The sequence below is a fragment of the Streptomyces sp. NPDC059398 genome, from assembly GCF_042751845.1.
In the GTDB taxonomy this organism is placed as follows: Bacteria; Actinomycetota; Actinomycetes; order Streptomycetales; family Streptomycetaceae; genus Streptomyces.
Genome location: NZ_JBHYWP010000088.1, coordinates 1 through 992, shown reverse-complemented (window position 1 = coordinate 992; position 992 = coordinate 1). Strand labels below are relative to the sequence as shown.

General features: G+C 75.0%; 1 protein-coding gene. It reads right to left on the bottom strand.

Annotated features, from left to right (window positions below; all coding sequences use genetic code 11):
• Positions 1-88: 88 nt before the first annotated feature.
• A complete protein-coding gene (locus tag ACFXBC_RS26530) occupies positions 89-730 on the bottom strand; it encodes a TlpA family protein disulfide reductase (RefSeq protein ID WP_385029436.1) in 642 nt (213 codons plus the stop codon).
• Positions 731-992: the final 262 nt, after the last annotated feature.

Sequence of the window (992 nt, the reverse complement as noted above, 5' to 3'; positions counted from 1 at the left end):
CTCCCCGACCCAGCTCCCCCCTCCCGCCCCCCCTCTCTTCCTTCTCCACCCCCACCCACACACCCCCAACCCCACCCCCCACGTCCGGCTACTTCTCCGAGAGCAACGGGCCGACCATCGCGTGCAGTTGCTCCACGCTCACCCCGCCGGACGCCCGGGCGGCGATCCTTCCCTCGCGGTCGACCACCACCGTGGAGGGGATGGCCTGGGGGCTGAGGCTGCCGGCCGGAAAGCGCAGCAGCAGTCTGCCCTGCGGGTCGTACAGACTCGGATACGGCACACCCCGGCTCTTCTCGAACGCGAGGGCCGGGCCGGTGGAGGGGTCGCCGGTGTTGATCCCGACGAACCGGGCGCCACGGGTGCGGAGTTGGCGGGAGACCGCTGCCAGGTTCTTGGCCTCGGCGCGGCACGGGGCGCACCAGGAACTCCATACGTTCAGCACGACGACCTTGCCCCGGTACGCGGCACCCACATCGAGCGTGTCGCCACCCAGGGTCTTCCCGGTGAGGCGGGGCGCCGTGACGCGGTCGGCCTTCGCCACCGCGGTGAAGCCTTTGCTGCCCGCCGCCCGTCCGCTCCCGTCCGAACTGCCTTTGCCTGAAACGACGTTGCAGCCCGCCAGGGCGAACACGCAGACGGCCGCGGCCACCCCGAGCCGGGCGGTGCGGCGGCCGCCGGGGCCGGGGTGGCCGAGGGCGGCGCTGCTCGGGGCAGGGCTCACAGGGATCATGTGAAAATTTTCGCATGGCTGTCGCGCGCCACCCTGACGGACCCCGCCCGTTGGTTCGGCGGGCGCGGGCGCGGGCGCGAGTGCTGATTGATGGGGGGTGCGGGCACCTGCAAAGCACAGGCACGGGCACACGCCGGGGGGGCCCCCGCGTGCGGGCGGGGGCCGCCGCGCGGGGGGGGGTGCGTGCGTGTGACGGTACAGGGGGGCGGCGGGGCCGGGCGGGGGGGGGCCCCGGGGGGGGGGGGTGTGGGACCGCGCCGGG